At 64.4% G+C, this 24,450-nt stretch carries 26 protein-coding genes; 13 read left to right on the forward strand and 13 right to left on the reverse strand.

All coding sequences use genetic code 11. The annotated features are described in order from the left end of the window. Positions 1 to 22: 22 nt before the first annotated feature. Entirely contained in the window at positions 23 to 415 is a 393-nt protein-coding gene (locus AC1D05_RS23505; RefSeq protein ID WP_477444137.1) for a hypothetical protein, read from the reverse strand. Positions 416 to 858: 443 nt separating this feature from the next. Here AC1D05_RS23505 and AC1D05_RS23510 point away from each other — a divergent pair, with 443 nt between their 5' ends. Beyond that, entirely contained in the window at positions 859 to 1,317 is a 459-nt protein-coding gene (locus tag AC1D05_RS23510; RefSeq protein WP_477444138.1) for a tRNA (cytidine(34)-2'-O)-methyltransferase, read from the forward strand. A 128-nt stretch (positions 1,318 to 1,445) separates the two neighbouring features. Next, positions 1,446 to 1,916 carry a redox-sensitive transcriptional activator SoxR gene (gene soxR, locus AC1D05_RS23515; protein ID WP_477444139.1) on the forward strand — a complete coding sequence of 157 codons (471 nt, stop codon included), beginning with the start codon at positions 1,446 to 1,448 and terminating at the stop codon, positions 1,914 to 1,916. Between the two features lie 94 nt (positions 1,917 to 2,010). Here the strand turns inward: soxR and AC1D05_RS23520 are convergent, their stop codons facing one another. Beyond that, entirely contained in the window at positions 2,011 to 2,268 is a 258-nt protein-coding gene (locus AC1D05_RS23520; protein ID WP_027030665.1) for a hypothetical protein, read from the reverse strand. Positions 2,269 to 2,432: 164 nt separating this feature from the next. Here AC1D05_RS23520 and hemF point away from each other — a divergent pair, with 164 nt between their 5' ends. The 4 genes from hemF (at position 2,433) to AC1D05_RS23540 (ending at position 5,664) form a co-directional block, all read left to right on the forward strand. Then, positions 2,433 to 3,347 carry an oxygen-dependent coproporphyrinogen oxidase gene (hemF, locus tag AC1D05_RS23525; protein ID WP_477444140.1) on the forward strand — a complete coding sequence of 305 codons (915 nt, stop codon included), beginning with the start codon at positions 2,433 to 2,435 and terminating at the stop codon, positions 3,345 to 3,347. A 193-nt stretch (positions 3,348 to 3,540) separates the two neighbouring features. Continuing rightward, positions 3,541 to 3,726 (forward strand): DUF1059 domain-containing protein, encoded by a 186-nt coding sequence (locus AC1D05_RS23530; RefSeq protein WP_095201919.1) that lies wholly within the window; start codon positions 3,541 to 3,543, stop codon positions 3,724 to 3,726. A gap of 295 nt (positions 3,727 to 4,021) precedes the next feature. Continuing rightward, on the forward strand, positions 4,022 to 4,600 hold the full coding sequence (locus AC1D05_RS23535) for a hypothetical protein (protein WP_477444141.1): 579 nt from the start codon (positions 4,022 to 4,024) through the stop codon (positions 4,598 to 4,600). Positions 4,601 to 4,683: 83 nt separating this feature from the next. Beyond that, complete coding sequence (locus tag AC1D05_RS23540) at positions 4,684 to 5,664, forward strand: S8 family serine peptidase (RefSeq protein ID WP_477444142.1); 981 nt, start codon at positions 4,684 to 4,686, stop codon at positions 5,662 to 5,664. Between the two features lie 56 nt (positions 5,665 to 5,720). On the opposite strand, the gene AC1D05_RS23545 is transcribed toward AC1D05_RS23540, so the two are convergent. Genes AC1D05_RS23545 through AC1D05_RS23555 form a run of 3 tightly spaced genes read right to left on the reverse strand, consistent with a single transcriptional unit; the run spans position 5,721 to position 8,241 of the window. After that, positions 5,721 to 6,983 carry a CCA tRNA nucleotidyltransferase gene (locus AC1D05_RS23545; protein ID WP_477444143.1) on the reverse strand — a complete coding sequence of 421 codons (1,263 nt, stop codon included), beginning with the start codon at positions 6,981 to 6,983 and terminating at the stop codon, positions 5,721 to 5,723. Beyond that, complete coding sequence (locus AC1D05_RS23550; protein ID WP_477444217.1) at positions 6,980 to 7,612, reverse strand: CoA pyrophosphatase; 633 nt, start codon at positions 7,610 to 7,612, stop codon at positions 6,980 to 6,982. The genes AC1D05_RS23545 and AC1D05_RS23550 overlap by 4 nt, the downstream gene beginning before the upstream one ends. Further along, the gene (locus tag AC1D05_RS23555) at positions 7,612 to 8,241 is read right to left on the reverse strand and encodes a DUF1285 domain-containing protein (RefSeq protein WP_477444218.1); all 630 of its coding nucleotides are present in this window, start codon (positions 8,239 to 8,241) and stop codon (positions 7,612 to 7,614) included. Before AC1D05_RS23555 ends, AC1D05_RS23550 begins: the two co-directional genes overlap by 1 nt. Before the next feature lie 142 nt (positions 8,242 to 8,383). Between AC1D05_RS23555 and AC1D05_RS23560 the strand changes: the two genes are divergently transcribed. From AC1D05_RS23560 to AC1D05_RS23575, 4 genes are read left to right on the forward strand one after another with little or no spacing between them, the layout of a single operon-like run. Continuing rightward, positions 8,384 to 9,388, forward strand: a complete 1,005-nt coding sequence (locus AC1D05_RS23560; RefSeq protein ID WP_027044016.1) for an AAA family ATPase — start codon at positions 8,384 to 8,386, stop codon at positions 9,386 to 9,388. After that, positions 9,388 to 10,425 carry a DUF58 domain-containing protein gene (locus AC1D05_RS23565; RefSeq protein WP_477444144.1) on the forward strand — a complete coding sequence of 346 codons (1,038 nt, stop codon included), beginning with the start codon at positions 9,388 to 9,390 and terminating at the stop codon, positions 10,423 to 10,425. The genes AC1D05_RS23560 and AC1D05_RS23565 overlap by 1 nt, the downstream gene beginning before the upstream one ends. Next, on the forward strand, positions 10,422 to 13,244 hold the full coding sequence (locus AC1D05_RS23570) for a DUF4159 domain-containing protein (protein ID WP_477444145.1): 2,823 nt from the start codon (positions 10,422 to 10,424) through the stop codon (positions 13,242 to 13,244). Before AC1D05_RS23565 ends, AC1D05_RS23570 begins: the two co-directional genes overlap by 4 nt. Positions 13,245 to 13,247: 3 nt before the next feature. Further along, positions 13,248 to 15,326, forward strand: a complete 2,079-nt coding sequence (locus AC1D05_RS23575; RefSeq protein ID WP_477444146.1) for a hypothetical protein — start codon at positions 13,248 to 13,250, stop codon at positions 15,324 to 15,326. 257 nt (positions 15,327 to 15,583) lie between these two features. Here the strand turns inward: AC1D05_RS23575 and clpS are convergent, their stop codons facing one another. From clpS to AC1D05_RS23595, 4 genes are all read right to left on the reverse strand, one after another. Beyond that, the gene (gene clpS, locus AC1D05_RS23580; protein WP_027044011.1) at positions 15,584 to 15,889 is read right to left on the reverse strand and encodes an ATP-dependent Clp protease adapter ClpS; all 306 of its coding nucleotides are present in this window, start codon (positions 15,887 to 15,889) and stop codon (positions 15,584 to 15,586) included. A gap of 139 nt (positions 15,890 to 16,028) precedes the next feature. After that, positions 16,029 to 16,343: a hypothetical protein gene (locus AC1D05_RS23585; RefSeq protein ID WP_027044010.1), complete on the reverse strand. Its 315-nt coding sequence runs from the start codon at positions 16,341 to 16,343 to the stop codon at positions 16,029 to 16,031. A 159-nt stretch (positions 16,344 to 16,502) separates the two neighbouring features. Then, positions 16,503 to 16,796 (reverse strand): hypothetical protein, encoded by a 294-nt coding sequence (locus tag AC1D05_RS23590; RefSeq protein ID WP_477444147.1) that lies wholly within the window; start codon positions 16,794 to 16,796, stop codon positions 16,503 to 16,505. A 41-nt stretch (positions 16,797 to 16,837) separates the two neighbouring features. After that, the gene (locus AC1D05_RS23595; RefSeq protein WP_032931440.1) at positions 16,838 to 17,137 is read right to left on the reverse strand and encodes a hypothetical protein; all 300 of its coding nucleotides are present in this window, start codon (positions 17,135 to 17,137) and stop codon (positions 16,838 to 16,840) included. A gap of 282 nt (positions 17,138 to 17,419) precedes the next feature. Here AC1D05_RS23595 and AC1D05_RS23600 point away from each other — a divergent pair, with 282 nt between their 5' ends. Both AC1D05_RS23600 and AC1D05_RS23605 read left to right on the forward strand, forming a co-directional pair. Next, on the forward strand, positions 17,420 to 18,136 hold the full coding sequence (locus tag AC1D05_RS23600) for a response regulator (RefSeq protein ID WP_477444148.1): 717 nt from the start codon (positions 17,420 to 17,422) through the stop codon (positions 18,134 to 18,136). Next, a complete protein-coding gene (locus tag AC1D05_RS23605) occupies positions 18,133 to 19,542 on the forward strand; it encodes an ATP-binding protein (RefSeq protein WP_477444149.1) in 1,410 nt (469 codons plus the stop codon). The genes AC1D05_RS23600 and AC1D05_RS23605 overlap by 4 nt, the downstream gene beginning before the upstream one ends. 6 nt (positions 19,543 to 19,548) lie before the next feature. Here the strand turns inward: AC1D05_RS23605 and choV are convergent, their stop codons facing one another. From choV to AC1D05_RS23620, 3 genes are all read right to left on the reverse strand, one after another. Next, a complete protein-coding gene (gene choV, locus AC1D05_RS23610) occupies positions 19,549 to 20,730 on the reverse strand; it encodes a choline ABC transporter ATP-binding protein (protein ID WP_477444150.1) in 1,182 nt (393 codons plus the stop codon). Further along, entirely contained in the window at positions 20,727 to 21,581 is an 855-nt protein-coding gene (gene choW, locus AC1D05_RS23615; RefSeq protein WP_477444151.1) for a choline ABC transporter permease subunit, read from the reverse strand. The genes choV and choW overlap by 4 nt, the downstream gene beginning before the upstream one ends. Positions 21,582 to 21,713: 132 nt before the next feature. Continuing rightward, positions 21,714 to 22,649, reverse strand: coding sequence for a choline ABC transporter substrate-binding protein (locus AC1D05_RS23620; protein ID WP_477219810.1), 936 nt, complete (start codon positions 22,647 to 22,649; stop codon positions 21,714 to 21,716). 237 nt (positions 22,650 to 22,886) lie between these two features. On the opposite strand from AC1D05_RS23620, the gene AC1D05_RS23625 reads away from it, so the two are divergent. Then, positions 22,887 to 23,498: a thymidine kinase gene (locus AC1D05_RS23625; protein WP_477444152.1), complete on the forward strand. Its 612-nt coding sequence runs from the start codon at positions 22,887 to 22,889 to the stop codon at positions 23,496 to 23,498. On the opposite strand, the gene AC1D05_RS23630 is transcribed toward AC1D05_RS23625, so the two are convergent. Continuing rightward, the gene (locus AC1D05_RS23630; protein ID WP_477444153.1) at positions 23,485 to 24,414 is read right to left on the reverse strand and encodes a DMT family transporter; all 930 of its coding nucleotides are present in this window, start codon (positions 24,412 to 24,414) and stop codon (positions 23,485 to 23,487) included. The genes AC1D05_RS23625 and AC1D05_RS23630 overlap by 14 nt on opposite strands. Positions 24,415 to 24,450: the final 36 nt, after the last annotated feature.

Genomic DNA, 24,450 nt, shown 5'->3' on the forward strand with positions numbered 1-24,450 from the left:
GCCTGTGAAATCTGTTTTCCGCTTACGCGGCTTGGCCACGTACGAAGCTCCCGGGCCGTGTGGCGCCGAGGGCCGACGGTCCGGAATCATCCGGACCGTCGGCCCTGCTTCGCGCAATATAGGGGCTCGCGGGCTTTTCGCCGACAGACTCGTTTGTCGATCCTGACGGTGCGGTGTCGACAAGCCGGATTTTCGCACCCGGCCGGATCAGCCGGATGATCCGGCGCACCAGCGAAGGCCGGCTCGGGTCGGGGACTGCGCGCGAAAAATCGACATCCGGCAGCATGCCGCGATGCGGCCGACGGCGGACTTCGGCATGGACCGCCGACGAATAGGTGTCGCCGATCAGCAGCGCCCAGGTCGGCAGTCGGTGGATATGCAGGCTCCTCGAGCCAGGTATTCTGGGATCGAACATCGGTCCGTCCTCCGTATGAAAATAGAGATGAAAAGGCGAAGCAACATCGTCCGCCGGCATTCGGCCGGAGGGATGGATTGCGTCTGTCTGGACACGACAAGTGTCGGTCGGGACATGCTCAGTTCGGGCGTTCAGCCCTTTTGACTTTTTGAAAAACATCGCAGGATTCCTTCGAGAGCCGAAAAATCGTTTCGGCGGGAATCGGTGCGATCAAGTCTTAGAGAGTCAGGAGAATTGTCGCACCGAAACCGCCGGCAGGCAGGTAAGCCCACGAGAGGGGCGCTGGATGTGCATGGTCATCATGAGTTTCCCCTCCATCGGTTCGGGTTGACAATGCTGGCCGTATACCCGACTTCGAAAAAAATGGCCACCCGCAGGTCCCGCAATTTCCAAAACCACGACCCCGCTGTTGCCGATCTGCCACTTATTAGAAGGACGCGGAAATGAACTGTCGTCTCCGCATCGCGCTCTACCAGCCGGACATTGCCGGCAATACCGGGACAATCCTGCGCTTCGCCGCGTGCCTCGGACTTGGCGTCGATATCATAGAGCCGGCCGGCTTTCCGCTCTCCGACAAGGCGCTCAAGCGCGCCGGCATGGACTACCTCGAAATGGCTGCTCTGACCCGGCACATTGACTGGAACGCCTTCGAGGACTGGCGCAAGCAAGACGGGCGCCGGCTGGTGCTTCTGTCGACCAAAGCGACGATCCCCTACACCAGCTTCAGCTTCGCGGACGGCGACATCCTGCTGTTCGGCCGCGAATCCGCAGGCGTGCCGGATGCGGTCCATCAGGCGGCGGATGCGCGGCTGACCATCCCGATGCAAGGTGCCGCGCGCAGCATCAATGTCGCGCTGTCCGTCGCCATGGTGGCGGGCGAAGCCGTCCGGCAGCTCGGCTAGCGTTTCGCCGGCAACTCCGTTTTCCGTCAATCTCACCCAGGCGCACATCGCCTTCTCCTGTCATTTGCCCAATCAACATTTCTTCGCTACAAGCTCAACTTAACTTGAGGTCAAGCGGAAAATGGGACATGGCTCCAGTAACGGAATTGACGGTCGGTCAGGTGGCCATGCGCAGTGGCGTCGCGGTGTCGGCGCTGCATTTCTATGAGACGCGCGGATTGATCCGCAGCCACCGCACGTCAGGTAACCAGCGCCGCTACGGCCGCGACGTGCTGCGGCGGGTGGCGATCATCAAGGTTGCACAGGAGGTCGGCATCTCGCTGGCCGAGATCGGCGAGGCACTGGCATCACTGCCCGAGGGCCGCACGCCGACGCGCGACGACTGGAACCTTTTGTCGACCGCCTGGCGCGACGGGCTCGACCAAAAGATCGCCCAGTTGAAGAAACTGCGCGACGGGCTCACCGACTGCATCGGCTGCGGCTGCATGTCGATCGACAAATGCCCGCTGCGGAACAAGGGCGACCGGTTGGCAAGGGAAGGCACCGGCGCGCGGAGGCTGGTTCTTCCTTCTCCCCGTTCACGGGGAGAAGGTGCCTGAAAGGCGGATGAGGGGCAGCGCCAGCATACGAAGGTTGGCGCTGCCCCTAACCTGCCTGCCGGCATTCTCTCCCCGTAAACGGGGCGAGGAAATCCTAATCCGCCACCGGCAACCGCCTGATGGTGAACTCGATCAAATCGCCCGGCCGCTCGAACCAGCTTTCGATCTCGGTCCAGTAGGCCTGCTTGGGAAAGCGCTCGAACCATTCCTTGGCCTTGAGCCGCGCATCGGAGCGCGGCAGCACGAAGGTTTCGCGCAAAAAACCGTCGCGCGGCATGCGTGCGCGTTCGGCACGACTTTGGTCGAGCCTTTTCTTCAGGCCATCCAGCGGCGGTCTTGCCGGCGTGCGCACGAAACAACTCCTTGCACAGCAGCGCATGACCCCGAAACCGGATTTCGGAAAGGATCATGCGCAAAACCAAAGTGACTTGACCCTGTCTCTTAAGAGATTAGGGATCGCGCCCGGAAAAGACGAGTCTTTTGTCGACTCACCGCCCCGCAACCGGAGACGGCGCTTTGGAACGACCTGAAATACAAGCTGGCTTGCCCGCCGACATCGAAGAGAAGAAGATGAAGGCACGCCTGTGGTTCGAGGCGCTGCGCGAACGCATCTGCGGCGCCTTCGAGCAGATCGAGCAGGATCTCCAGGGCCCGCTCGCCTCATGGTCGCCGGGCCGGTTCGAAAAGACGCCGTGGGAGCGGGACCAGGGCAAGGGCGGTGGCGGCACCATGTCGATGATGCATGGCCGCGTCTTCGAGAAGGTCGGCGTCCACACCTCGACCGTCTATGGCGAGTTCTCGCCCGAATTCAGGAAGCAGATGCCCGGCGCCGAGGAAGACCCGCGCTTCTGGGCTTCCGGCATTTCGCTGATCGCGCACCCCTGGAATCCCAACGTTCCTGCCGTGCACATGAACACGCGCATGGTCGTCACCTCCAGGCAATGGTTCGGTGGCGGCGCCGATCTGACGCCGGTGCTCGACCGCCGCCGCACCCAGGAGGATCCGGATACTGTCGCTTTCCACCGTGCCATGCAGTTCGCTTGCGAGAAGAACGCTGACGTTGCCGACTACCCAAAATTCAAGGCCTGGTGCGACGAATACTTCTATCTGTCGCACCGCAACGAGCCGCGCGGCACCGGCGGCATCTTCTTCGACTGGCTGCATTCGGGTGAGGACAAAGGCGGCTGGAATGCCGACTTCAACTTCGTCCAGGATGTCGGGCGCTCCTTCCTCGTCGTCTACGGCCATCTCGTGCGCGCCAACTTCAACGAGAACTGGACCGACGGCGACCGCGACGAACAACTCATCCGCCGTGGCCGCTACGTCGAATTCAACCTGCTGCACGATCGCGGCACCATTTTCGGCCTGAAGACCGGCGGCAATGTCGCGTCGATCCTGTCCAGCCTGCCGCCGGAGGTCCGCTGGCCGTAACATCAGCCAGGGCAATTCGGTCTGGAATTGGCGGCTGAGCGGGCGGTGCACGATGCTTTGATGCAACCAGACCGCTCCTCCCGTGTTATAGTCTTCGCCCCGCTCACGTCCGGGAATTCAAATCTGGAATGGACCGTGAGCCAAAAAAATGGCGGAGCCTCGATTGGCTCCCCGGAGGAAAAGGAGAAATCCGATGAAGGCATTCCACTGCGGGTCGCTCGTTCCCGGCTGTGACTGGCACACCCGTGCCGACGAGGAAGCCGAAGTGATGCGCCGCGCCGTCGAGCATATGCGCGAGACGCATGGCGAGACTGTTATCCGCGAGACGATGGTCGAGGCGATCCGGTCGCGCATCGAGAAGGTTCGCGACGCCGCTTAGGCTTTCGCCCGTCTTTGCTTCGTGGGCGGCGGCAAGCGAACCGCGTCGGCGCTCACCTTTGGGGACAAAAACAGCTTGGGGCCGCGACGCCCGTGACTCGCGTTTGACGCCATCGCGGTCGCGGCGGGAGGCAGATTTTTTCAGGTCGAAAAATTATATTTGCCTCCGCTAAAGTAAACCCTGCGGTAACCGAACCCGTGCCAATGTCGCGCGGATAATCCGGCTACAGTGGGCTGCCAGAGAAGCCCGTCGCCACCAGGCACTGATCCGGACGGTGGGGCGAGGTGTTTCGCGCATGCGCGAAAAGTCCGGCAATCGAGTGCGTTTCGGCACGGCGGCGCTCCTGCTTTGCGCGCTCGTCGGGGCATCCCCGTCTATTGCCCAGGAAATGACGACATCGTTGGTCGACATCCACCAGGGTTCGGCGCTCAGCGATCGCGCGAGGGGCCTGGGCAATGGCGGTTACGAACTGCAGAACGGAACCTTTGTCTCGTTCAACCAATGGTACCGCGCGAGCTGGGTCGACATGCATGTGGACCTGCTGACACAGGTCACCGAGGATACCGGCATCCTTTGGGGTTTCGGGACTGGAGAAGAGGGCGAGAAGTATCGGATCGAGCCCAGCCTCAAGCTTGGCTTCCTCACCCAGATGCATCCCAATCCCAACAGTACCCTTTCCCTGTCGTTCACCACGACCTTCGGCGGCAAGCTCACCGAAAAGTCCTGCGAAGCCGACTATGGCGATCTGGGCAGCTACAGCGTCAATTGCCGGCTCGCGGCCAGCCAGATGGCGCCTGAGGAAACCTTGAAATATCTGGTTAATGCTAAACCGGAAAGCCAGCATCTCTGGTTGAATTACCGTGTTACTTTCTGATCGCCGCGAGGTTGCAAATGCAGAATTTATCTCGCCCCGAAAGCGATCGCTCATCTTGGTTCTTGTCTGACTGGAGTAGGAACATGTCGGGTACTTGCATGAAGTTCGGCCTCGCCGCCGCCCTTGTCATCCTTTCGGCGCCATTCGCATCGGCGCAGGAGGCCCTCGACGCTGATGAAATGGCCGCGCTCTGCCACGGTGGCGGATCCATATGCGTGAGCGCGACGATCCCAGCCGCACCGGCGACGCAGGCGCTACAGAACTGGATGAGCCCCGACGTCGGCGCCGCGTGGGCGGCAGGCTACAAGGGCAAGGGCGTCACCATTACCATGGTCGACGACTTCAGCAGTTCGTCGCGCTTTTCCGGCAATTTCGGCCTCGGGGTTCAAACCCAGCGGCACGGTGAATGGACCCGCGAGGAAGCCAGCATGGTTGCGCCACTGGCGACCATAAGGTCGAAAGACTTCACCACCGGTTCATACGTCCCGCTGGCGAGCGGCCTGAACGTGCTCAATCTGAGCTACGGCATGTACGCCAAGGCGGGCTACAGCTCAAACCAGATCGGGTGGGCACCGGAGGAAGCTTCGATCATCTCCTACGCCGCCAAAGGGCTGGCCGCTGTCTCCAAGGCGGCTGGCAACGACTCGGTTGCCGTGGGCGGCGTCACCGGCGGCCAGCAGGATTATCTCGACATCGCCTTGATCGGCAAACCCTCGGCGATTTTCGTCGGCGCGCTGTCCACCAACGGCACGACGTCCAACAAGGCCCAGCTTGCCTGGTATTCCAACTACGCCGGCTCCAACACGGCTGTGCAGAGCCATTTCCTCGTCGTGGGTGTCACCGGCGACAAGACCGGCCTTTACGGCACGTCCTTCGCCGCGCCGATCATTTCAGGATACGCGGCGATCATCGGCAGCAAATTCACCAAGGCCACGCCGACCCAGATCACCAACGATCTGCTCAATACGGCTCGTACCGACACGCTGGTCAACTACAGTGCATCCGTCTACGGCAAGGGAGAGGCGAGCCTCTCACGCGCCCTGGCTCCCGTAGCAATCAGGTAGGCGCGTAGCGCTTCGCTCGACGAGCGCGTCGCCTGTATCCGTTCGAGTGCGACGCTTTAGGTTTCCAGCGCCTTTGCCGCGCGTTCGAGCAGCGCGCCGCGATCGGGCGCAAACCCGGCTTCGATCCATTCCGCCTCGAGGTTCTTGAGGATTTCGCCCAGTTTCGGCCCCGGCGTTGCGCCGAGCGCCGCCACATCGGCGCCTTTCAGCGGGAACACCGGCTTTTCCCATTTGAGCGCGAAGGCCAGCAGGCGCGAAAAGCCGCCGGCTTCGAGCAGCGCCGCATTGTCCTCGACAGCCCGCACCCGCGCGGCAGCGAGCGCCAGCCGCAGGCGATCGACAAACCCTTGCTTGTCGCCGCGATAAAGCCTTTTCGCCAGCTCGCCCTCGGTCGTCTTCGGCTCCACGGCGGTGGTGAGTGCCCAGTGGCGCAAACGGTCTGATTCCGCGGTCGAAAACCTCAGCCGCTCGGCGAGTATCTTCATGCGCGCGGCATCGGGCGGCACGATCGCCTCCAGCCGCAGCATGGGATCGGCCATCCAGCCCAGATCCTTCTCGGCCTTGGTCAGCCCATGGATGGCATCGATGCCCCATTTCTCGCTTTCCGGCAGCGCGGTGGTCAGCACACTTGCCTGCCGCATCCACAGCAGCGCCCGCGACGGGTCAGGCGCCGACAAGAGCTTCTTCAGTTCGGACCAGACGCGCTCCGCCGAGAGTTGGGCCAGGCCCTCCTTCAGCCGGGCGCAGGCCTTCAGCCCCTCGGCGTCAGGCCGGCCTTCGCCATACCAGGCGAAGAAGCGGAAGAAGCGCAGGATGCGCAGATAATCCTCGCGGATGCGCGCTTCCGCATCACCGATGAAGCGCAACCGCCGCGCCTCGATGTCGGCGATGCCGCCGACAAGGTCGACGACCCGGCCATCGGCCTCAGCATAGAGTGCATTGATGGCGAAGTCGCGCCGCGAGGCATCCAGCTTCCAGTCGCGTCCGAACGACACTTTGGCGCGGCGGCCGTCGGTCTCGACATCGGCGCGCAAGGTGGTGATTTCATAGGGTTTTCCGCCGGCGACCACCGTAATCGTGCCGTGCTCGATGCCGGTCGGCACCGCCTTGAAGCCCTCCGCCTCGGCGCGGCGGATGGTTTCCTCAGGCAGGCAGGTGGTGGCGATGTCGATATCGGCGACCGGCTGGCCCATCAGCGTGTTGCGCACGGCACCACCGGCGATACGCGCCTCTTCACCGCCTTCAGCCAGGGCGGCAAGCAGGCGCTGCAAATGCTTGTCGGCGAGCCAGTCGGCCCTGCCCGCGATCGAAACACTCACGCATAGAGCCTTTCATAGAGCGTACGGATGATGCCGGCGGTGACGCCCCAGATGCGCCGGTCGCCATAGGGCATGTCGTAGAAGAACCATTCGAGATCGTTCCACATACGGCTGTCGCGCTTGTGGTTCACCGGGTCCATCAGGAACCGCAGCGGCACTTCGAAGGCGGCATCGACCTCCTCGGCGTTCAAGCTCAGCTGGAAGCCGGGCTGCACGATGCCCAGCACCGGTGCGATGCGGTAGCCACTGCCGGCGACATAGTCTGGCATGCGGCCGATGACCTCGATGCGGTCCTGGCCGAGGCCGATCTCCTCGAAGGTCTCGCGCAGCGCCGCCGCCTCCGGGCTGGCGTCGTTGGAATCGATGGTGCCGCCGGGGAAGGCCACCTGTCCCGAATGGCTCCGCAGCTTTTCGGCCCGTTTGGTCAGCAAAACCGTCGCCTCGCCATCATGATCGACCACCGGGATCAGCACTGCGGCATTGCGCAGCGGCTTGCCCTGGTTGAGGCGTGGATGGCCCGGATTGAAGCGATGGTCGCCATAGTCGTCGCTGGCATGCGCGTCCGGCTGCACGGCAAAGCGCGCGCGAAAATCCGCCGACGAAAACGGCACCGACGATGCCTGGTCCATCATGCGCTCAGCCGTTTCAACTGGTCCGCCGGCATGATCGGGAACACAGCGCCCTTCGAGCGCACGGCAAACATCGTCTTGCCGCCGATTTCGATCTCCTCGCCATGCCCGACCAGTTCATACATGACAGGCCGCCCCACCAGCGCCTCCAGCCGGCCGCGCACCAGCACATAGGGCTTCAGACCGCCGGTCTCGTTCTCGTCGACGAAGCGCAGTGGCCGCTCCGGCCCGGCTTCGACCACGTCGCCGACATTGGTGCGGAAGGTGATGATCTGTTCGTCGCCACTGCCCGAAACATCCATTTCGACGGCGACGAAGGGCGCGTCGGCGACGCGGATGCCGACCTTTTCCACAGGCGTCACCAGATAGGTCCTGCCATCGGCGTCCTTGCGCAGCACGGAGGAGAAAAGCTGCACCAGCGGCATGCGCCCGATCGGCGTGCCCAGATAGAACCAGGTGCCGTCGGCCTTGATCTCCATGTCGAGATCGCCGCAAAAGTCGGGATTCCAGCGCTCGACGGGTGCTGCGCCCTTGCCGGCACGCGCCGCGCGCGAGATCAACGCCTCCAGGCCGCGCGCCTCGGTGGCGCTCGTAAGGCTTTGTTCGCGATGTTCGTCGTGTTCCGCCATCGTCACGAAATAGTCACTGTTGTTCCGCTTGTCAGCCTAAGTCTGTGATTTAAGTTCGACCATAGGCGCTACGCGAGGCCGAATCGCGGCAACCTATGATATGATGCGGGCCGGTATTTCCAACCAAAGGGATCGATGCGGCATGAGCGTGATGGTCAAGGAAAGCCCGATCAGCGAAACGGAGATGGTCGCCGAGGCCGAGAAGGCGCTGGCCGACATTTCCAGGATCCGCGACGGGGTCGGCCGGGTGATCTTCGGCCAGGAGAACGTCGTCGAGCGTACGCTGGTGGCGGTCCTGGCTGGTGGCCATGCGCTACTGGTCGGCGTTCCCGGCCTCGCCAAGACCAAGCTGGTCGAGACGCTGGGCATCGTGCTCGGCCTCGATTCGCGCCGCATCCAGTTCACGCCCGACCTGATGCCGTCAGACATCCTCGGCTCCGAGGTCATGGAGCAGGACGAGACCGGCAAGCGCTCCTTCCGCTTCATCTCCGGGCCGATCTTCGCCCAGCTGCTGATGGCCGACGAGATCAACCGCGCCTCGCCGCGCACCCAGTCGGCGCTGCTGCAGGCCATGCAGGAATACCATGTCACCATTGCCGGCGCCCGCTACGACCTGCCGGCGCCCTTCCATGTGCTGGCGACGCAGAATCCGCTGGAACAGGAAGGCACCTATCCGCTGCCCGAAGCCCAGCTCGACCGCTTCCTGATGCAGGTCGACATCCTCTATCCCGAAATCGAGGCCGAGCGCCGCATCCTGCTGGAGACCACCGGCATCGAGGACGCCAAGGCCCAGAACGTGCTGCAGCCGGCACGCCTGAAGGAAATCCAGACGCTGATCCGCCGCATGCCGGTTCCCGAAAGCGTCGTCGAGGCGATCCTGACCCTGGTGCGCTCGGCGCGTCCCGGCCAGGGCAATGCCGAGACTGACAAGCATGTCGCCTGGGGGCCCGGCCCGCGCGCCAGCCAGGCTCTGATGCTGTGCACCCGCGCTCGCGCGCTCTACGATGGGCGGCTGGCACCATCGGTAGACGATGTGCGGGCTCTGGCCGAACCGGTGCTGCAGCACCGCATGGCGCTGACCTTCGCCGCCCGCGCCGAAGGCACCAGCGTGCGCGACGTGGTGGCAAAGCTCGTGAAAGGAATTTGATGGCGCGTATCGGCGAAGTCCAGGCTCCGGCAGCGACGCGTGACGCGCTCGCCCGTGGCCGGTTGCGGGCTTCGCTTGTGCCCGACCTGCTGGTCGAGGCGCGCCGCATCGTCAACACCGTGATCGCCGGTTGGCATGGTCGCCGCAAGCGCGGCATCGGTGAGAATTTCTGGCAGTTCCGGCCCTATGTCGAAGGCGATTCCTCGCGCATCGACTGGCGCCGCTCGGCCCGCGACGACCATACCTATGTGCGCGACCGCGAATGGGAAGCCGCCCATACGGTGTGGCTGTGGGCCGACCCCTCGCCCTCCATGCTCTACAAATCGACCGGCGCCAGCGTCTCCAAGCAATCGCGCGCGCTGGTGCTGGCGCTGGCCATGGCCGAACTGTTGTCGCGCAGCGGCGAGCGCATCGCCTGGCCGGGCCTGACCGATCCCTTCACCGCCCGCAACGGCGCCGAACGCATCGCCGCCCAGCTGATGCATGTCGGCGACCTGCCGGCCAAGCCTGACCTCGCGGACATCAGGCGCTTCTGCGACATCGTCATCGCCAGCGATTTCCTCGATCCCGTCGAAGAGACGATGGAATGGCTCGACGTGCTTGCCCGCCACGGCGTGCGCGCCCATCTGATCGAGGTTGCCGACCCGGCCGAGGAAACCTTTCCCTACGCCGGCCGCACCGAGTTCACCGACCCCGAGACCGGCGACAAGCTGACCGCCGGACGCGCCGAGATGCTGGGCGACGAATACCGCCTGCTCTACACCGCCCGTCGTCAGGAGCTGGCCGCCTGGTGCAAGCGGCTCGGCTGGAGCTTTACCGTCAACCACACCGATCGGCTCGCCTCCGACGCGCTGGTGCGCCTGCACATGGCAATGACCGCTGACGGCGGTTATGCCGGGCCGACCGCAGGTCGTGCCGGTAGCGGTCGTACCAGTCAGCCCGGGCCGACCACCGCTCGTGCCGACATGACCGCCGGTGGCGGTCAGCCCAGGCCGACCGCCACCGGCGGTCGTGCCGGAAAGGTGGTTGGCGCATGAGCTGGCTGCCGCTCTCCTTTGGCGCCCCCATGGTGCTGTGGGGCCTGCTGGCGCTGCCGGTGATCTGGTGGCTGCTCAGGCTGACGCCGCCCAAGCCGCAGGCCGAAATCTTCCCACCGCTGAAGATCCTGGCGCGCGTCTTGAAGCGCGAGGAGACACCGCATCAAAGCCCCTGGTGGCTGACGCTGCTCAGGCTGCTGATGGCGGGCCTCATCGTCGCGGCCCTTGCCGAACCGGTCTTCAACCCGCGTGAAAAACTGCCGGCCGAGGGTGCGGCCCTAGCGCTGGTCATCGACAATGACTGGGCCAGCGCCGCCGACTGGAACAAACGCGTCGCCACCGCCGAGCGGCTGATCAAGGACGCCGGCTCGAACGGCGTGCCTGTCATCATCGCCTTCACCGCCGAAAAGGCCAATGCCGAGATTGGCCCCTTCGATGCCGCCGCCGCACTCGACCGGCTGCGCGCCGCCAAGCCGCGGCCGATCCCGACCGACCGGCCCGCCGTCTACGCTCGCGTCGCCGGCGTGCTGGAGACCTTGCCCGGCGCCAGCGTCGCCGTGCTGGCCGATGGCCTGGCGGCCAAGGGCGACGAGGCCGCCTTCAACACGCTGTTGTCGAAAAATGCAGCTCGTGTCGTCTGGGCCGTTGCCGACCGGCTTTCGCTGACCGGTCTGACCGGCGCCGACAACCAGGTCGACGGCTTTGCGCTCACCGCCATCCGCGCGCCGGGTGACCCGGCACCGGCACAAGTCACCGCCGGCGCCTTCGACGACAAAGGGCGCCGCATCGCCGATGCAACGCTGACCTTCGCGCCGGGCGAAGCCACCGCCACCGGGACGATGGCGGTGCCGTTCGAGCTGCGCAACGACTTCGCCTCGATCGCGCTCGACGGCGAGCGCCAGGCGGGTGCGGTGCGCGTGCTCGACGAAAGCACCAAGCGCCGCCGTGTCGGGCTGTTGTCGCAGGCCGAGGCCGACCAGGCGCAGCCGCTGCTGTCGCCGCTCTACTACATCAGGCGCGCGCTGCAGCCTTTCGCCGATCTGGTCGAGCCGTCGAGCGCCGATCTCGCCGACGCCATCCCGCAGATCCTCGACCAGAAGCCGGCGATGATCATCATGGCCGACGTCGGCACCATCCCGACGCAGGTCCGGCAAAGGCTGGTCGACTGGGTCGACAATGGCGGCACGCTGGTGCGTTTCGCCGGCTCGCGGCTGGCGGCCGCCGGCAATGATGACGATCTGCTGCCGGTCCGCCTGCGCACCGGCGAGCGTTCGCTGGGCGGCGCGCTGTCATGGACGTCGCCGCAGCCTGTCACCGAATTTCCCAAGGCAGGCCCCTTCGCCGATCTGTCGCCGCCGACCGAGGTGACCGTGAACAGGCAGGTGCTGGCCGAGCCGACACCCGATATTGTCGAACGTACATGGGCAGCGCTCGCCGATGGCACGCCGCTGGTCACCGGACTGAAGAAAGGCAAGGGCACGCTGGTGCTGTTCCACGTCACGCCGGAGGCGACCTGGTCGAACCTGCCGATCTCTGGCAGCTTCGTCGAGATGCTGCGCCGTATCGTCCAGCTGTCGCGCAACCAGGGCGCGGCGATCGCCAATGCCGAAGCCGCCGCCACATCGCTGGCGCCCTACCGCATGATCGCGGCCGACGGCTCGCTGGTGCCGCCGACGCCGGATGCGAGGCCGCTGGTGCCCGGCGCCGGCGCGCTGCCGGTGACCTTCGAGAACCCGCCCGGCCTCTACGGGTCCGAGACCGGCGTCTTCGCCCATAATTTGCTCGATACTGCCAGCACGCTTGCGCCGCTGGCGCGCCCGCAAATCGCTATTCCGGTCACCACGATCCAGTATGCCTTCGACGAATCGCGCAATCTGAAGGGTTCGCTGGTCGCGGCCGCCCTGGTGCTTATGCTGCTCGACACGCTGGCGGTGTTCTGGATGGGCGGCCTGTTCTCGCGCCGGCCGCGCCGCGCCGGCGCGGTGGCCATCACCGCAGCGATCCTGATTGCGCTTGGCGCATTGTTCGGCCATGCCGATTTCGCCCGGGCCGACGATGCCAAGCCGGGCGACGATGCAGCTATCGAGGCGATTTCGAAGACCCGCATCGCCTATGTGCTGACCGGCGTGCCTGGCGACGATTCGATCAGCCGCGCCGGGCTCGAAGGCCTGACCCGCTTCCTGATCGAGAAGACCGCGCTCGAACCCGGCGCACCCGCCGGCGTCGACATTTCGAAGGACGAACTGTCCTTCTATCCCTTGATCTACTGGCCGATCGACCCGGCGGCACCGATGCCGAGCCAGGCGGCGATCGCCCGCATCGACGCTTATATGCAACAAGGCGGCACGGTGCTGTTCGACACGCGCGACCAGTTCGCCAACGGCATCGGCGCCGATTCCACCAGTCCGGCGACCGAGCGGCTGCGCGACATCCTCGGCAACCTCAACGTGCCGCCGCTGGAGCCGGTGCCGTCGGACCATGTGCTGACCAAGTCCTTCTTCATCCTGCCGGAATTTCCCGGCCGCTTCGCCGGCAGCCCGCTTTGGGTCGAGGCATCGCTCGAAGCCAGCAATGCCGACAACCGTCCGGTGCGCACCGGCGACGGCGTCTCGCCGATCATGATCACCGCCAATGATTTCGCCGGCGCCTGGGCGGTCGACGAGAATGGCGACCCGCTGCTGCCGACCGTGCCGAACGACCCGATGCAGCGCATCTATGCGCTGCGCGCCGGCGTCAACATCATGATGTACATGCTGACCGGCAACTACAAATCCGACCAGGTGCATGTGCCGATACTGCTCGAACGGCTGGGGCAGTAAGATATGAATTGGGCGATCTCCTTCGAACCGCTGATCTCCTGGCCATTGCTGGCTCTGGTGCTGGTGCCGCTGGCGCTGCTTGCGCTTGTCGGCCTGTGGTTTCGCCAGCGAGGCGGTGTCCTGCGCTTCGTCGCCCTGCTGGCGCTCGCCGCCGCTTTGTTCAACCCGGTGTTCCTCAATGAGGAGCGCGAGCCGCTGAAGAGTGTTGTCGCGCTCATCGTCGACCGCAGCCAGAGCCAGGACATTGGCGACCGCACCAGGCAGACCGATGAGGCGGTGGCCGGGCTGCAGCAGCGTCTTGGCCGCTTCAAGCAGTTCGACGTCCGCGTCGTCGAGGCCGGCAAGTCCGATGCCGCCGAGGAGCGTACCGAAACGCGGCTGTTCGGCGCACTGGAAGGCGCCTTCCGCGACGTGCCGCCGTCGCGCATCGGCGGCGCCATCATGATCACCGACGGCGAAGTGCATGACGCCCCCCCGGCCGCGCCCGACTTCAACGCCCCGCTGCACGCTTTGATCACCGGCAATGACCACGAAAAAGACCGCCGCATCCGCTTCGAGAACGCGCCGCGTTTCGGCATCGTCGGCAAGCCGCTCGACATGACCTACCGCGTCATCTCGACGGAAAACGAGGCTGGCCCGGTCGATGTGCGCGTCTCGGTCAATGGCGAGCAGGTCTCGGTCGAGCATGCCACGGTCGGCCAGCCAATGCCGCTGCAGGTGACCATCCCCGGCGCCGGCCGCAACATCATCGAACTCGCCATCGACCGCGAACCGGGCGAACTGACCGACACCAACAACCGCGCCATCGCGCTGGTCGACGGCATCCGCGAGAATTTGCGGGTGTTGCTCGTATCGGGCGAGCCGCATGCGGGCGAGCGCACCTGGCGCAATCTGTTGAAATCCGACGCCTCGGTCGATCTCGTCCATTTCACCATCCTGCGGCCGCCGGAAAAGCAGGACGGCACGCCAATCAACGAATTGTCGCTGATCGCCTTCCCGACCCGCGAGCTGTTCGTCGAGAAGATCAAGGATTTCGACCTCATCATCTTCGACCGCTACCAGCACCGCGACGTGCTGCCGATCCTCTACTACGACTACATCTCCGAATATGTTGAAAAGGGCGGCGCGCTGCTGATCGCCGCCGGCCCCGAATATGCCGGCGAGGCTTCGATCGCACGCACGCCGCTGATGTCGGCCCTGCCGGCGATGCCTACCGGCGAGGTGGTCGAAAAGGCCTTCTATCCGCGGCTGACCGAACTCGGCCAGCGTCATCCGGTGACCCGCGGCCTCGACGGTTCGGCCACCGAACCGCCGCACTGGAGCCGCTGGTTCCGCACCATCGGCGTGGAGAACCCGCAAGGCGAAGTCGTGATGAAGGGTGCCGACAACCGGCCCTTGCTCCTGCTCGACCGCAAGGGCGAAGGCCGCGTCGGCATGCTTCTGTCCGATCAGGGCTGGCTGTGGGCGCGCGGCTTCGAGGGCGGCGGGCCGCATGTCCAGCTCTACCGGCGCATCGCCCACTGGCTGATGAAGGAGCCCGAACTCGAGGAAGAGCGGCTGACCGCCGAGGGGCGCGGCATGGTGCTGGAGATCCGCCGCCAGACCATGGCCGACGATCCCGGCCCGGCGCAGATCATCACCCCGTCCGGCAAGACCGTGACCGTCAAGCTCGACAAATCCGAGCCCGGCGTCTTCCTGGGCAGTGTCCAGACCAGTGAGATCGGCCTGTTCCAGGTCGCCAATGGCGATCTCACCGCGCTCGCCCATGTCGGGCCGGTCAATGCGCCGGAATTCGCCGACGTCGTCTCCACCGAGAACCGGCTGAGGGCGCCGGCGGAAGCCACCGGCGGCAGCGTGCGCCGGCTGGCCTCGTCCACGGCCCTCGGCAGCGACGTGACCTTGCCTTCCATCGTGCCGGTGCGCTCTGCCGGCGAAGCGTCGGGCAGCGACTGGATCGGCCTGCGCACCACCGACGACAGCGTGCTCAAGGCCGTCTCGCGCGTGCCGCTGTTCGGCGGCTTCCTCGGCCTCGGCCTGCTGCTGCTGGCAATGGGCTCGATGTGGTACCGCGAGGGACGGTGAGAGCCTCTTCCTTCTCCCCTTGTGGGAGAAGGTGGATCGGCGCGCAGCGCCGAGACGGTTGAGGGGTGTTCCAGGGAACACCACGTCTCACTCCGCTGGAACACCCCTCATCCGACCTCGCTTCGCGAGGCCACCTTCTCCCACAGGGGGGAGAAGGAAGGGCGCGCCCGGCCCCTGCCCTCCGCTATGGCTCCGGGCGTTCGAAACTCAAAAAGCCAAATCGTTGGCTTTTTGCCGGCCTATGGGCCGGACGTTTCTCACTCCTCCGGCTCCGTCGTGAACAGCAGCGGATAGCCCTTGGCCTTGCCGGCATCGGTGGCCCGCGTTGCCTTTGTCTCGGCGACATCCCTGGTGAACACCGCGACCACGCAGACACCGAGCCGGTGCGCGGTGATCATCACCCGGTGCGCCTGGTCCTCGCTGAGCTTGAACTCGCCCTTCAGCACCGTCACGACGAATTCGCGCGGCGTGAAGTCATCGTTGATCAGGATGACCTTGTAGAGCTTCGGCCGCTCGGTCTGCGGCTTGACCTTGGTACGCGGTTTTGTGGTGATTTCAGGCATCGGGACCGACAGTTTCGCGATCGGGCTTCACCGCGCATTTTGCCGCGGGCAGCAGCGATCGTCCATTTTGATTAGCGCACGGACCACCGGCGGGGGAGCCCGATCATTCACAATCATGTGGGGAATTGTCGGGCGCGGTTCAACGGCCCTGACGGCCGAAGACGCGGTGATGCGCGGCGGCATCCGCCCGGCGCTCCAACCACGCCGCGATCGGCCATCCGGCAACGCAGACCAGCGTCACGGCAAGGAGCACGATCAGCAGCCACGCCTGGACAGGCGTAATGTAGTCCCAGTTGCTGGAAATTATCGGCGCGAACAGCGAGGGTTCGGTGCGGCCGCTGGCCGGGTCGGGCACGGGGCTGGCGGTGAGCAGAATCAGCGCCCTGGCGACACCGGTGGCCACGAGGCCGCCAATCACCATGGAACGCAAAATGGACGAAAGCCGCTTCTTCATGCGGATTGTCCTACATGGCCGGCGTTGAAAACGGGTTAAGTCAGATCGAGGTGGCTGGCGGTGAGCCGCCGGTGTTCAGCCGCTCGATCGGATGCTTGGCAGAAGGCCGCCCCAGCCAGTGCGGCTGGAACGGCCTTGATAGAACAGGCTTTAGACCGATCAGGGCTTCTTCGGTGCAGCCTTCGGAGCAGCAGCCATCGGCGCCGCCTTCGCAGGGGCCTTCTTGACCGGGCACTTGTGCTTCTTGGTCACCTTGCAGACGGTCTTCTTCGCGACCTTCTTCGGAGCAGCCTTGGCCGGAGCGGTGGTCGTCGCGGCAGCAGCCGGAGCGGTGGTCGTGGTGGCAGCAGCAGCCGGGGCAGCGGTCGTGGTGGCGGCAGCGTTGCCGAGAACCGGCATCGAGAAGGCGAGAGCAACGGAGAGGCCGAGGGCGGACAGGAGGGACTTTTTCATGGCTTCGTTTTCCTTTTTTTGTGCTGGTCAGGTTTTGAGTGTCATTGAACCGGATCGTTCGGCGTCACTCCAAGCAGCTTCAAAGCGTTGGCGAGCATCCGGATGCCCTGCGCCTGTTTCTTGGCGGCGCAGTACCGGTTGCCCTTTCTCTGAAGTGCCTTCGCCGCGGTGACCTGCGTTGCCGTGGCGTGGGTTTCGAGGGCTTCATCAAATTGGTGGCTGAGATTGGCGCACCGTTCGCTCCGGGTGAGCGGGGCCTTTGCGTCCGATTGTCCGACAGCGGCAGTGACCAGGCCGAGACCCAGCAACGCACCCAACAAACTGATCGACAAGCCTGGCATCGGTTTTTCCGTGAACCCGGAGATTAGCGTCGCAGCCGATAACCTGACCGCCACGGCACCGTTATGCCGCCTTACCTTTTCAGGAGTTTTTCCCGATTGTAGAATTTTGTTTCTGGATTGTGTCTGGCCGGAGCGCCGCGAAGAGGCCATAGCTTTCCATGTGGAGAAGGCGGGGAATTCATTCTCCCTTGAAAAGCAAGGCACTGGCCAACATATGGCCCGAATTCTATCGTGTGGCTCACCAGCCAGAATACTTGGCCGGCAATCGAGACAGGGCACCCCGTGAAATCCGACGCACACATACTGATCGTCGACGACGACAAGGGCATCCGCGATCTGCTTCAGGAGTTCTTCCAGAAGCGGGGCCTGCACACTTCGGTTGCCGCCGACGGCATCGAGATGGAGACCATCCTGCGCCGCTCGCAGGTGGATCTCATCGTGCTCGACGTGATGCTGCCCGGCAAGAGCGGGCTGGAATTGTGCCGCGACCTGCGCGCCCAATATACGACGCCGATCATCATGCTGACCGCCGTAACCGAGACCACCGACCGCGTGGTCGGCCTGGAGATGGGCGCCGACGACTATGTGCCCAAACCCTTCGATCCGCGCGAACTGCTGGCACGCATCCGCGCCGTGCTGCGGCGCAACGGCACCTCCGAGCCGAAACGCGCCACCACCAAGCAGATCTACCATTTCGCCGGCTGGACCATGGACTGTTCGCGGCGCCGGCTGACGGCGCCCGACGATGTCAGGGTCGAGCTGACCATGGCCGAGTTCAACCTGCTGCAGACCTTCGTCAAGAGCGCCCAGCGCGTGCTGACCCGCGACCAGCTGATCGAACTCTCCGGCGGCGACAGTGACTATTCCTTCGACCGCAGCATCGACATCCTGGTCAGCCGGCTGCGGCGCAAGATGGAAGATGACCCGAAAACGCCGAAACTGATCCTGACGGTGCGCAGCGGCGGCTACCAGTTCCTGCCCGAGATAACCTCCGAATGAGACGTTTCCTGCCGCAGACCTTGCCTGTCTGGGTGCTGCTGATCGTCATTGCCGGCCTCTTGATCAGCCAGGTCGCGACCCTCTACATCGTGTCGCGCGACCGCGCCGCCGCCAACGATGTGGTCGATCTCTATCGTCTCAACGACCGCGCCTTCTCGCTGGTGCAGTTGATGAGCGGCGCCACGCCCGAGGAGCGCAAGGCAACCGCGGCGGGCCTGTTCAACGCGACTTACGCCCTTACCGTCTCGGACACGCCCGCCGTCACCTCCTCGATCGCCGGCGACGATGAGCTGGCCGAACTCGAGGACATCCTTGTCGGCCGGCTGTCGAAGTTCGGCGTCACCGACGCGCGCGTGCGGCGCGATCCGGCGACGCGCGAGGCCGACGACGCCAGCGGCACCGTATCCGGTCCCGATATCGGCCAGGTCGAGCGCGACCTTCTGGTGTTGGCCGCCGACTTCGCCCAGAGCGACAAGCTGACGGCTTCGCTGCGCTTCGCCGACGGCCAGTGGCTGAACTTCACCGAGCCGATCACGCCCGTTGGCCCGATCCTGAGCTTCGACAGCCTGCCGCTCTATTCGCTGATCGCCGGACTGGTGGTGATCATGTCGATCTGGTCGCTGCGCCGGCTGACCGCGCCCTACCGGATGATGGAAACCGCCGTGAACCGGATCGGCAAAGACTTGAAGAGCCCGCCGATCGCCGAGTCGGGCAGCCGCGAGGTTCGTGCCGCCGCCAGAGCAATCAACGCCATGCAGGCGAGGTTGCGTGAATATGTCGAGGACCGCGAACATCTGGCCGCGGCGCTCGCGCATGATTTGCGCACGCCGATGACGCGCATGCGGCTGCGGCTCGAACTGTTGCGCAAATCGGCGGTTCGCGAGGCGTTGGCGCACGATCTTGCCGATGTCGAGAGCATCGCCAGTTCCGTGATCGACTTCGCCACTTTCGAGGTCAACGAGGAAAAGACCGAGCGCATCGATTTCTGGTCGCTGGTGGAATCGATCGCCGACCCCTATCCGGAGGTCTCGTTCGACAATGACGATACCCGTTCGCGCGGCCTAATCTGCATCGCGCGGCCGGTGGCGCTCAAACGCTGCGTCACCAATCTGGTGCAGAACGCGGTCACCTACGGCAAGAAGGCGCATCTCAGCCTGCACCGCTCGGACGGCACGATCACGCTCACCATCCGCGACGAAGGACCGGGCATACCGCAGGCCCAGATCGATGCCGTGTTCGGTTCCTTCGTGCGCCTCGAGCATTCCCGCAACCGCCAGACCGGTGGTCTTGGCCTCGGCCTCACCATCGCCCGCAACATAGCGCGTGCCGCCGGCGGCGAGATCCGCCTGTCCAACCATCCGGACGGCGGGCTGCTGACTGAGCTGCGCCTGCCGCTGGCTGCCTGAACCGCTTTACCTTCTCAGTACCGCGCTCAGCACATCCCTGATGCCGATGGCGCCGACGAAGCGCGACTGGTCGTCGAACAGCGCGACGGGCGCCGTCTGCGAGCGGTGCATGGCGAGCATCACGGTTTTCAGCGAGGTGCCGGGATTGGCCCAGAACACTTGCGCTGTTTCCTCCGGCTGGGCCTCGACATCGGCGCAGGAGACCCACACCGCCGGCTTGCCGTCGCGTTCGGCCGCTGCCACCAGCCCATGCTCGTCGATCTTGAAGCGCGTCGTCTTGCGCCGGTCGAGCCACACCCAGCCATTGTCGCCATGTTCGAGGTCGCGGCGGTCGCGCATGACGTTCCAGGCGGTCAGCACCGACAGCGGGTTCACATTGGCGATGAAATCGCGGACGTAATCGTTGGCGGGGCGCAGCACGATGTCTTCCGGCGCGCCGGTCTGGACGATACGGCCGCCCTCCATGATGGTGATGTGGCTGCCGATCTTCAGCGCCTCTTCCAGATCGTGGCTGACGAAGATGATGGTCTTCTTCAGTTCGGCCTGCAGCTGCAGCAATTCATCCTGCAGCTTGGTGCGGATCAGCGGATCGAGCGCAGAGAATGGCTCGTCCATCAACAGGATCGGCGCCTCGGTGGCGAACGCCCGCGCCAGGCCGACACGCTGCTGCATGCCGCCCGAAAGCTCGTGGGCATATTTCTTCGACCATTGGTCGAGATTGACCAGCTTGAGCTGGCGGTGCACGCGTTCCTTGCGCTCGGCTTCCGGTACGCCGGCGAGTTCGAGGCCGAGGCCGACATTTTCCTCCACCGTGCGCCACGGCAGCAGGCCGAACTGCTGGAACACCATCGCCACCTGCTTCTGCCGCAGCCGCCGCAAGGTCGCCTCGTCGCAGGTGACGACGTCGACGGTCTTGTCGCCGTCCTTGACCAGCACCTGGCCGCGCGACACCACGTTCAGCCGATTGACCGCCCGAAGCAGCGTCGACTTGCCCGAACCGGACAGGCCCATCAGCACGGAAATCTCGCCCTCGTTGACGGTCAGGCTGGCGCCTGCACAACCCAGCACATTGCCGGTTTTCTCGAGAATTTCGGCGCGCGTGGCACCCTTGTCGATCATCGCCAGCGATCCAGCCTGATCGGCGCCGAAGACGATATCGACATTCCTGAAATCAACGGCGACGGTCATTTCTTGCCTCCAACGGCAATGCGGGTCATCCGGTCGAGCACGATGGCGAGTACGACGATGGCGAGGCCCGCCTCAAGCCCGAGGTCGATGCGGCGCGAGCCAAGCGCCCGGTTGATTTCGGTGCCGAGGCCGCCGGCGCCAATCAGCGCTGCAAACACCACCATCGACAGCGACAACATGATCGACTGCGTCAGGCCGGCCATGATGGTCGGCAGCGCCGAGGGCAATTCGACTTTCCACAGCAGTTGGCTCTTGGTGGCGCCGAAGGCCTCGCCGGCCTCGACGATCGACTTCGGCACCGAAACGACGCCGAGATGGGTGAGCCTGACCGCAGTCGGAATGACGAAGATGATGGTGACGATCAGGCCGGGCGCATTGCCCAGTCCGAACAGCGTCAGCACCGGGATCAGATAGACGAAGGTCGGCAGCGTCTGCATCAAATCGAGCACCGGCAACATGATCCGGTAGACCTTCGGCTTGTGCGCCGCCCAGATACCGAGCGGCACACCGATGGCCATCGCCATGGCGGCTGCGGCGACGACCAGCACCAGCGTCTGCACCGTCTGCTTCCACAGGTTCTGGTTGATGATGAAGATCAGGCCGAGGAAGACGCCGATGGCCAGCGGCCGTGAGCGTTGCAGCAGCCAGGCGATAACAGCGATGACCAGCGCCAGCAGCACCGGTGGCACCATCAGCAGGATGTTGACCAGCCCGTCGAGAAGGAAATTGAGGCCATTGGAGAAGGCCCTGAAGATGGTGTCGAAATTGTCGGTCAGGAAGCCGAAGAACGCCTTTCCCCAGGCCCCTATCGGGATCTTGTGATCGACCATGAATTGCGAAATCGGATCCATTTCACCCCTCTTCGTCCAGGAGCCGCCCTGCTCTCGGCTCGCGCAACGTCATCTTGTCACAGGATATGAAAAAGGGCAGCCTTTTCTAAGATGGCTGCCCTTCCTGGTTCGGCCTTGCCGAATTCAGTCGGCTCAGCTTCCGAGAGCGGTCTTGATGGCCGCTGCCGCGTCGCCACCGTCAAAGGTGGTCACGCCGGCGATCCAGGGGGCTACCGCGCCCGGATTTTTCTTCAGCCAATCGGTCGCCACCGTGGTGGCATCGCCGCCCTTGAGGATCGCGTCCATCATCTGGCCTTCCATATCCAGATTGAACTTCAAATTGGCGATCAGCTTGCCGGCATTCGGGCATTCGGTGGTGTAGCCCTTACGCACATTGGTGAACACGGTGGCAGCGCCGAAGCCGCTGTCGCCCATGCCGTCGAGATAGGTGATCTTCATCGCACCCATCACCGGATGCGGCGTCCAGCCGAGGAAGGCGATCCACTCATTGTTCTTCATCGACTGCTCGGCCTGCGTCAGCATGCCGGCCTCCGAGGATTCGACCAGCTCGAAGCCGTCGAGCTTGTCGGCGGGATTCTTGATCATGTCGAGGATGATGCGGTTGCCGTCATTGCCGGCCTCGATGCCGTAGATCTTGCCGTTGAACTTGTCCTTGAACTTGCCAAGGTCGGTCAGCGACTTGACGCCGGCATCCGCGACATAGGTTGGCACGACGATGCCGTAGCCGGCGCCGGTGAGGTTCGTGCTGATGGTCTCGACCGAGCCATCGGCGGTATAATCCTTGATGTCGTTGGTCATCGACGGCATCCAGTTGCCGAGGAAGACGTCAAGATCCTTGTTCTTCAGCGACGCCATGGTCACCGGCACCGACAGCTGGATCACCTTCGGCTCGTAGCCGAGCGCGGTGAGCAGCACCGAGGCAACACCGGTGGTGGCCTGGATGTCGGTCCAGCCGACATCGGAAAGACGCACGGTCTTGCAGCTTGCGGCGTCACCAGCGAAGGCGGCGCTCGTGGACAACAAAGCCGCCAGGCCGAGGCCGGCGGCGAAGGAATTCATACGCGACATAGTTAGTCTCCCATTGTGATTCTTTGGCGAAGCGTAGTTACGGTTTCTCTGCCCGCCTTGTTTCGTCAGCCAAACACCATTCTGGTGTGGATTCAAGCGTTAAGGCAATCACGATCAACGGCGCGGACTGGCCAATCAGCGACACGGTTGACGCTTTTGTTATGCAAGGCTGCTTTTTCGGGGGAATGCGGTGACGGGCCCTCCCCGCGCGGAGGCAAGTCGGCTTAAAAGAGCGGCATGGCCAAGCTCTATTTCCACTACGCAACGATGAATGCCGGCAAGACGACGATGCTCTTGCAGGCGTCGTATAATTATCGCGAGCGCGGCATGACGACGATGCTGTTCGTCGCCGGCCACTACCGCAAGGGCGACAGCGGCCTGATCTCATCGCGCATCGGGCTGGAGACCGAGGCCGAGATGTTCCGCGACGGCGACGATTTGTTCGCCCGCGTCGCCGAACATCACGACCATACGACGGTGCATTGTGTCTTCGTCGACGAGGCGCAGTTTCTCGAGGAAGAGCAGGTCTGGCAATTGGCCCGCATCGCCGATCGGCTGAACATCCCGGTGATGTGCTACGGCCTGCGCACCGATTTCCAGGGCAAGCTGTTTTCCGGCTCGCGTGCGCTGCTGGCGATATCAGACGATTTGCGCGAGGTGCGCACCATCTGCCGCTGCGGCCGCAAGGCAACGATGGTCGTGCGCCTTGGCGCCGATGGCAAGGTGGCCCGCCAGGGCGAACAGGTGGCGATCGGCAAGGATGTCTATGTCTCGCTCTGCCGCCGTCACTGGGAGGAAGAAATGGGCCGCGCCGCGCCCGACGATTTCATCGGCTTCATGAAATCCTGACTCGCGATTCGCGTCCGGCCGCCGAGACACGCCGACGCGAAAACCGCCATCCCAGCCGGACGCCGAGCGTCGCCACGGCGATCAGCACCATGCCGGCGGCCTGTGCCGGCCCGAGCGGATGCCCGTAGACCGCCCAGTCGATGATAATGGCAACGACCGGATAGATGAAGGTGATGATGCCGATCACCGGCGTTGTCAGGCGCGGAAAGGCCGAGTTCATCAGCACATAGGCAATGCCGGTGTGCAGCACGCCGATGCTGATCAGCCAGCCCCATGAATGCGCGGGAACAGGCTGGCCGATCCCGGCGAAAGGCGCGAGCATGACAATCCCGACGATGGTCTGGCAAAGCACCGTGACCTCCGCGCGCTGCTGGCCCAGGCCTTTGGCGAGGATCGTCGCCACCGCATAGAGCAGCGCGGCAACCAGCGTCAGCGCGATGCCCAGCGCCCATGTCGTGCTGGCCTGCGCATGAGCAGGCGAAACCACCAGCCCGCTGGCCAGCACGACGCCAAGGAACGCGCCAAGCATCCACAGAATCTGGTCGAGCGAGATGCGCTCCTTGAGGAAGACCACCCCGATGATGACCACGAAGAAGGGCTGGACGTGATAGACGATCGTCGTCGTGGCGATCGACGTCATGGCGAAGCCGGCGAAGAAGGCCGTCCAGCTCAGCACCATGCAGGCGCCGGCAAGTGCGGCCAGCGCGAGGCGGGTCGGGGACAGGGTGCGGTCCGGCAGATAGCCGCGCAGAAAGCACCATGCGCCGAGGAACATGGCGCCGAAGACGCAGCGCCAGAACACGATCGTCACGGGATGAAGCCCCGCTTCCGTCACGAAGGCGCCAACCGTGCCGGCGATCGTCATCGCAAAGGCCAGACTCGCGGCCGGAAAACGGGAGGTGGGCAGGTCCTTCATCGACGATCCTCAGACGACGAGACCCATCTGGCCAGC

This window comes from Mesorhizobium sp. P2_E9 (genome assembly GCF_056403815.1).